The sequence below is a fragment of the Pseudomonas sp. NPDC088429 genome, assembly GCF_044753305.1.
In the GTDB taxonomy this organism is placed as follows: domain Bacteria; phylum Pseudomonadota; class Gammaproteobacteria; order Pseudomonadales; family Pseudomonadaceae; genus Aquipseudomonas; species Aquipseudomonas rustica.
Genome location: NZ_JBIVMX010000120.1, coordinates 1 through 6,832, shown reverse-complemented (window position 1 = coordinate 6,832; position 6,832 = coordinate 1). Strand labels below are relative to the sequence as shown.

The following is a 6,832-nucleotide window of genomic DNA, read 5'->3' as shown; positions in this document are numbered from 1 at the left end:
GACGTTGACCACGAGCGCCTCGCGATCACCGAAGCCAACAAGCTGGGCATCCCGGTTATCGGCGTTGTCGATACCAACAGCAGCCCGGAAGGCGTTGACTACATCATCCCAGGCAACGATGACGCAATCCGCGCTATCCAGCTGTACATGGGTTCGATGGCTGACGCTGTTATCCGTGGTCGCAACAATGTTGGCGGCGGTACTGTAGAGTTCGCAGCTGAAGAAGCTCCGGCAGCTGCAGCTGAGTAATTAACGCCCTGGCGTTGACTCAGTAAGCAAAAAGGGGGCTTGGCCCCCTTTTTGCCACCTCGAAAACCATTTGTCGGCAGCGCAGCTACAGCATCTGTAACGTGCAGCGGCTACAAACGGCTTCGGGAAGAATTGAACGCCCGTTCGATCGGGTGGAATGGTTGAAAACCTATCCAAGAGGAATTTGAAAATGGCAGCAATTACTGCAGCGTTGGTTAAAGAACTGCGTGAGCGTACCGGCGAAGGCATGATGGATTGCAAGAAAGCCCTGGAAAAGGCTGACGGCGACATCGAAAAAGCCATTGATGACATGCGTGCTTCGGGCGCAATCAAGGCTGCCAAAAAAGCAGGCAACGTAGCTGCTGAAGGCGCGATCGCTCTGAAAGAAGACGGCAAATCTGCTGTTCTGCTGGAAGTGAACTCGCAGACCGACTTCCTGGCTCTGCAGGACGACTTCAAGGCATTCGTTGCTGAAAGCATTGAAAAAGCCTTCGCTGACAAGCTGACCGATGTTGCTCCCCTGATCGAAGCGCAAGAAGCTGCTCGTCTGGTACTGGTCGGCAAGGTTGGCGAAAACGTCAACATCCGTCGTCTGGTTCGCGTAGAAGGCGACGTTGTTGGTGGCTACCTGCACGGCAACAAGATCGGTGTTGCAGTTGTTCTGAAAGGCGGCAACGTTGAACTGGCCAAAGACATCGCTATGCACGTAGCGGCCAGCAACCCTGAGTTCCTGCTGCCATCGGAAGTTTCGGCTGAAGCGATCGAGCGCGAAAAAGCTGTGTTCCTGCAGCTGAACGAAGAGAAAATCAAAGGCAAGCCAGAAAACATTGTTGAAAATATGGTCAAAGGCCGTATCAGCAAGTTCCTGGCAGAAGCAAGCCTGGTTGAGCAGGCGTTCGTCAAGAACCCTGAAATCAAGGTTGGCGAACTGGCCAAGAAAGCCGGTGCTGAAATCGTTTCCTTCACCTACTTCAAAGTAGGCGAAGGCATCGAGAAGCCGGTCGACAACTTCGCTGAAGAAGTTGCTGCCCAGCTGGCTGCCGCCAAGCAATAAGACAGTTTTCAACTGTCGCCCGAAAGAGGCTGCCCGCTTACGCGCGCAGCCTCTTTTCAGATGGGGTAGCCAATTTTTTATTGGTTTCCACTTGGAACTGACTTACAAAGCCATGTTCCGATGGCGCTGAAGCAGCGCCAAGCTAGAGTGAACGCCAGCTGTAAACAGCTCGCACAGAATTTTTTAATACGCCGCAGGAGAGATTCGCAATGGCTCAGCAGGGCAGTGGTTATCAGGCTCGCTATAAACGCATTCTACTCAAGCTTAGCGGCGAGGCCCTGATGGGCTCGGAAGAGTTCGGGATCGATCCGAAAGTACTCGATCGCATGGCGCTGGAAGTCGGCCAACTGGTCGGCATCGGTGTCCAGGTCGGTCTGGTGATCGGTGGCGGTAACCTGTTCCGTGGCGAAGCCCTGAGCAAAGCCGGTATGGATCGGGTCACAGGCGACCACATGGGCATGCTGGCCACTGTGATGAACGCCCTGGCCATGCGCGATGCGCTGGAACGTGCCAATATCTCGGCCATCGTGATGTCGGCGATTTCCATGGTTGGCGTAACCGATCACTATGATCGCCGCAAAGCCATGCGTCACCTGAACTCCAAGGACGTAGTGATTTTCGCAGCCGGTACCGGCAACCCGTTCTTCACTACGGATTCGGCAGCCTGCCTGCGTGCCATCGAAATCGATGCCGACGTCGTGCTGAAAGCGACCAAGGTCGATGGTGTTTACACCGCAGACCCATTCAAAGACCCGCATGCCGAGAAGTTCGATCATCTGACTTATGATGAAGTACTGGATCGCAAGCTGGGTGTAATGGATCTGACTGCTATCTGCCTGTGCCGCGATCACAAGATGCCGCTGCGCGTATTCAACATGAACAAACCTGGTGCCCTGCTGAACATCGTCCATGGCGGCGCTGAAGGCACCCTGATCGAGGAAGGTCAACAATGATCAACGAAATCAAAAAAGACGCTCAAGAGCGCATGCAAAAATCCCTGGACTCTCTGGCTCATGCCTTTGGCCAGATCCGTACCGGTAAGGCTCACCCAAGCATTCTGGGCAGCGTGATGGTGCCGTACTACGGCGCAGACACTTCCATCACCCAGGTTGCCAACATCACTGTTAAGGACTCGCGCACCCTGCAAGTCGTGGCCTTCGAGCGCAACATGCTCGCTGCCGTCGACAAGGCAATCCAGAGCGCTGGCCTGAACCTCAACCCGACCAACCTCGGCGAGTTGTTGCTGATCTCCATGCCTGCCCTGACTGAAGAAACCCGTAAGGGCTTCACCAAGCAGGCGCGCAGCGCTGCTGAAGACGCTCGTGTTGCCGTGCGCAACATCCGTCGTGACGCGTTGGGCGAGCTGAAGAAGCTGGTCAAGGACAAAGAAATCAGCGAAGACGAAGAGCGTCGTGCAATCGCCGATATCGATAAGCTGACCAAGGATTCCGAAGCCATGATCACCAAGGCCACGGAAGAGAAAGAAAAAGACCTGATGGCCGTATAAGGGTCGAGCTTTTAATGGACAAGACCAAGCAGACTGCGCCGTCCGCGGTGCCGCGCCATGTCGCGATCATCATGGATGGTAACAATCGCTGGGCTAAAAAACGCTTTATGCCGGGTGTCGCCGGGCATAAAGCGGGCGTGGATGCTGTGCGAGCCGTCATCGAGGTGTGCGCTGAGGCCAAGGTCGAAGTGTTGACCTTGTTCGCCTTCTCCAGTGAAAACTGGCAGCGCCCGGCCGATGAAGTCAGCGCCTTGATGGATCTGTTCTTCAAGGCATTGCGTCGTGAGGCCAAGCGCCTCAACGACAACAACATCTGCCTGCGCATCATTGGCGATCGCACGCGCTTCCACCCTGAACTTCAGGCGGCGATGCGCGAAGCCGAAGCAATGACTGCCGGTGCCAATCGTTTTGTTCTGCAGATCGCCGCCAACTACGGCGGTCAGTGGGATATCGCGCAGGCTGCACAGCGCCTGGCGCGCGAAGTTCAGGCCGGGCATCTGCGTCCGGAAGACATCACTCCGGATCTGTTGCAAACCTGTCTGGTCACCGGCGATCTGCCGTTGCCGGATTTGTGCATCCGCACCGGTGGTGAGCACCGCATCAGCAACTTCCTGCTGTGGCAACTGGCGTACGCCGAGTTGTACTTCTCCGACCTGTTCTGGCCGGACTTCAAACACGATGCCATGCGCACTGCGCTGGCCGATTTCGCTTCACGTCAACGTCGCTTCGGTAAAACGAGCGAACAGGTCGAAGCTGGAGCCCGGGTTTAATGCTTAAACAACGAATCATCACTGCACTGATCCTGCTGCCGATTGCCTTGTGCGGGTTTTTCCTGCTCGAAGGCTCCGGGTTTGCCTTGTTCATCGGTCTGGTCGTGACTTTGGGCGCCTGGGAATGGGCGCGTCTGGCAGGTTTCACCGGGCAAGCGTTCCGTGTGGGTTTTGCCGCCGTGGTCGCGTTCATGCTCTTCATCATGTACATCTTGCCCGGCCTTGCGCCATGGGTGCTCGGTGCTTCGGTGTTGTGGTGGGCAGTGGCGACTTACCTGGTGCTTACTTACCCGGCCTCCAGTGCTCATTGGTCCAGTGCGGCAACCAAACTGGTGATCGGTCTGCTGATTCTGTTGCCGGCCTGGCAAGGTCTGGTGCAGATCAAACAGTACCCGTTGGGTAACTGGCTGATCATGGCGGTGATGGTGTTGGTGTGGGGCGCTGATATCGGCGCCTACTTCTCCGGCCGCGCTTTCGGCAAACGCAAACTGGCCCCGCAGGTCAGTCCGGGCAAAAGCTGGGAAGGCGTTTACGGTGGTCTGGCATTGAGCCTGGTCATCACCGCCATCGTTGGTCTGGTGCGCGACTGGACAGTGGCCGAACTGCTCAAGGGCTTGATCGGCGCTGCGATAATTGTCTTTATCTCGGTGGTCGGCGACCTCACCGAAAGCATGTTCAAGCGTCAATCCGGCATCAAGGACAGCAGCAATCTGCTGCCCGGGCATGGCGGTGTGCTTGACCGCATCGACAGCCTGACCGCAGCGATTCCGGTGTTTGCCGTGCTGTTGTGGATGGCCGCACCGTGAGCCGAGCCCAACAGATTACCGTTCTGGGGGCGACCGGTTCGATTGGCCTGAGCACCCTGGATGTCATCGCGCGTCACCCTGAGCGTTATCAAGTATTCGCCCTGAGCGGTTTCACGCGTCTTAGCGAACTGCTGGCCTTGTGTGTGCGTCACGTGCCGCAATTTGCCGTGGTGCCTGAAGTCGCCGCTGCCCGTGGCTTGCAGGATGATCTGCGTGCCGCGGGTTTGCCAACGCGGGTGCTGGTGGGGGAGGAGGGCTTGTGTCAGGTCGCCTCCGCGCCGGAAGTCGATGCGGTGATGGCGGCGATTGTGGGCGCAGCGGGTTTACGTCCTACATTGGCCGCCGTCGAGGCTGGCAAAAAGATTCTCCTGGCTAATAAAGAAGCGCTGGTGATGTCCGGTGCTTTGTTCATGCAGGCCGTGCGCAAAAGCGGTTCGGTGCTGTTGCCGATCGACAGCGAACACAACGCGATTTTCCAGTGCATGCCGCAGGATTTTGCTCGTGGTTTGAGCTCGGTCGGCGTGCGAAGGATTTTACTGACAGCTTCTGGTGGCCCGTTCCGACAGACACCGATGGCTGAACTGGTGCATGTTTCACCTGACCAGGCGTGTGCGCATCCGAACTGGTCCATGGGGCGCAAGATTTCCGTGGATTCGGCCAGCATGATGAACAAAGGCCTTGAGCTGATCGAAGCCTGCTGGTTGTTCGATGCCAAGCCGTCGCAGGTCGAGGTGGTGATCCATCCGCAAAGCGTGATTCACTCGCTGGTCGATTACGTCGACGGCTCGGTGCTGGCGCAGTTGGGTAACCCCGACATGCGCACGCCAATTGCCAATGCATTGGCATGGCCGGAGCGCATCGACTCAGGTGTGGCGCCGCTCGATCTGTTCGCCATTGCGCGACTGGATTTCGAAGCGCCGGATGAACAGCGCTTCCCTTGCCTGCGTCTGGCGCGTCAAGCGGCGGAGGCGGGTGACAGCGCACCGGCGATGCTCAACGCGGCTAATGAAGTGGCTGTGGCAGCGTTTCTCGATGGGCGGGTTCGTTACCTGGAAATCGCGAGTATCATCGAGGAAGTCTTGAATCTCGAACCCGTGGTTGCGCTGGATGATCTCGATGCGGTGTTTACCGCCGACGTCAAGGCGCGAGTTTTGGCCGAACAATGGTTGAAACGTCACGACCGATAAGTTTTGCAACACAATGGCTTTACGCGGCACTGAACAGGATTGCGGAGAAAGTAGATGAGCGCGCTCTATATGATTGCCGGCACCCTGATCGCTTTGGGTGTGCTGGTCACCTTTCATGAATTCGGCCATTTTTGGGTCGCGCGTCGCTGTGGCGTCAAGGTTCTGCGTTTTTCCGTGGGCTTTGGTATGCCGTTGCTGCGCTGGCACGACAAGAAAGGCACCGAGTTCGTGATCGCCGCGATTCCGCTGGGTGGTTACGTCAAGATGCTCGACGAGCGTGAAGGCGAAGTGCCGCTGGATCAGCTCGATCAGTCGTTCAATCGCAAATCTGTGCGCCAGCGTATTGCCATCGTGGCTGCCGGCCCGATCGCCAACTTCCTGCTGGCTCTTGTGTTTTTCTGGGTGCTGGCGATGCTTGGCAGTCAGCAAATACGCCCGGTCATCGGTGGTGTGGAGTCCGGCAGTATCGCGGCCAAGGCCGGTTTGACGGCGGGTCAGGAAATTGTCGCAATTGATGGCGAGCCGACTTCTGGTTGGGCAGCGGTCAATTTGCAGTTGGTACGTCGACTGGGTGAGAGCGGTTCGCTGCAGTTGTTGGTGCGTGAGCAGGGCTCTACTGCTGATTCGCCGCGCGAGCTGGCGCTGGATCATTGGCTGAAAGGGGCTGATGAGCCGGATCCGATTCGCTCGTTGGGTATCCGTCCATGGCGTCCGGCATTGCCGCCGGTGCTCGCCGAGCTCGATCCAAAAGGCCCGGCGCAAGCTGCTGGCCTGAAAACCGGCGACCGTCTGGTCTCGCTTGACGGCGTGGTGCTGAGCGACTGGCAGCAAGTAGTCGATACCGTTCGTACGCGTCCTGATACCAAAATCATGCTGCGTGTCGAGCGTGATGGTGCTCAAATCGACGTCCCGGTGACCCTGGCGGCGCGTGGCGAAAGCAAGGCGCCGAGCGGTTATCTGGGCGCTGGCGTCAAAGCGATCGACTGGCCACCGGAAATGATCCGCGAGGTCAGTTACGGGCCTTTGGCCGCGATTGGCGAGGGCGCTCGTCGCACTTGGACCATGAGCGTTCTGACCCTCGATTCGCTAAAGAAAATGCTGTTCGGCGAGCTCTCGGTAAAAAACTTGAGTGGACCGATAACCATTGCTAAAGTGGCGGGCGCTTCTGCCCAGTCGGGCGTCGCTGATTTCCTGAATGTCCTTGCTTATATGAGTATTAGCCTGGTGGTTCTTAATTTTCTTCCCATTCCTTTACTTGA

The 6,832-nt window shown here is 57.3% G+C and carries 8 protein-coding genes; all 8 read left to right on the top strand.

The genetic code is table 11. The features are described from left to right. The coding region (rpsB, locus tag ACIP66_RS27960; RefSeq protein WP_400652444.1) for a 30S ribosomal protein S2 at positions 1 to 249 on the top strand (249 nt) is incomplete at its 5' end. Positions 250 to 439: 190 nt separating this feature from the next. Then, positions 440 to 1,303 (top strand): translation elongation factor Ts, encoded by an 864-nt coding sequence (gene tsf / locus ACIP66_RS27955; protein ID WP_007908856.1) that lies wholly within the window; start codon positions 440 to 442, stop codon positions 1,301 to 1,303. 209 nt (positions 1,304 to 1,512) lie between these two features. After that, a complete protein-coding gene (gene pyrH, locus ACIP66_RS27950; RefSeq protein WP_003222124.1) occupies positions 1,513 to 2,256 on the top strand; it encodes a UMP kinase in 744 nt (247 codons plus the stop codon). Beyond that, positions 2,253 to 2,810 (top strand): ribosome recycling factor, encoded by a 558-nt coding sequence (gene frr / locus ACIP66_RS27945; protein WP_053117621.1) that lies wholly within the window; start codon positions 2,253 to 2,255, stop codon positions 2,808 to 2,810. The genes pyrH and frr overlap by 4 nt, the downstream gene beginning before the upstream one ends. 14 nt (positions 2,811 to 2,824) lie before the next feature. Further along, entirely contained in the window at positions 2,825 to 3,580 is a 756-nt protein-coding gene (uppS, locus tag ACIP66_RS27940; RefSeq protein ID WP_053117623.1) for a polyprenyl diphosphate synthase, read from the top strand. Beyond that, the gene (locus ACIP66_RS27935; protein ID WP_400652441.1) at positions 3,580 to 4,386 is read left to right on the top strand and encodes a phosphatidate cytidylyltransferase; all 807 of its coding nucleotides are present in this window, start codon (positions 3,580 to 3,582) and stop codon (positions 4,384 to 4,386) included. Before uppS ends, ACIP66_RS27935 begins: the two co-directional genes overlap by 1 nt. Then, positions 4,383 to 5,573, top strand: a complete 1,191-nt coding sequence (gene ispC / locus ACIP66_RS27930; protein WP_400652438.1) for a 1-deoxy-D-xylulose-5-phosphate reductoisomerase — start codon at positions 4,383 to 4,385, stop codon at positions 5,571 to 5,573. Before ACIP66_RS27935 ends, ispC begins: the two co-directional genes overlap by 4 nt. 54 nt (positions 5,574 to 5,627) lie before the next feature. Next, positions 5,628 to 6,832: RIP metalloprotease RseP (gene rseP / locus ACIP66_RS27925; RefSeq protein WP_400652435.1), on the top strand; the 1,205-nt coding region annotated here is incomplete at its 3' end.

Bases quoted from the DNA above. Each gene is read 5' to 3' on its own strand.
- tsf (WP_007908856.1), top strand. From the start codon at position 440: ATGGCAGCAATTACTGCAGCGTTGGTTAAAGAACTGCGTGAGCGTACC.
- pyrH (WP_003222124.1), top strand. From the start codon at position 1,513: ATGGCTCAGCAGGGCAGTGGTTATCAGGCTCGCTATAAACGCATTCTA.
- frr (WP_053117621.1), top strand. From the start codon at position 2,253: ATGATCAACGAAATCAAAAAAGACGCTCAAGAGCGCATGCAAAAATCC.
- uppS (WP_053117623.1), top strand. From the start codon at position 2,825: ATGGACAAGACCAAGCAGACTGCGCCGTCCGCGGTGCCGCGCCATGTC.
- ACIP66_RS27935 (WP_400652441.1), top strand. From the start codon at position 3,580: ATGCTTAAACAACGAATCATCACTGCACTGATCCTGCTGCCGATTGCC.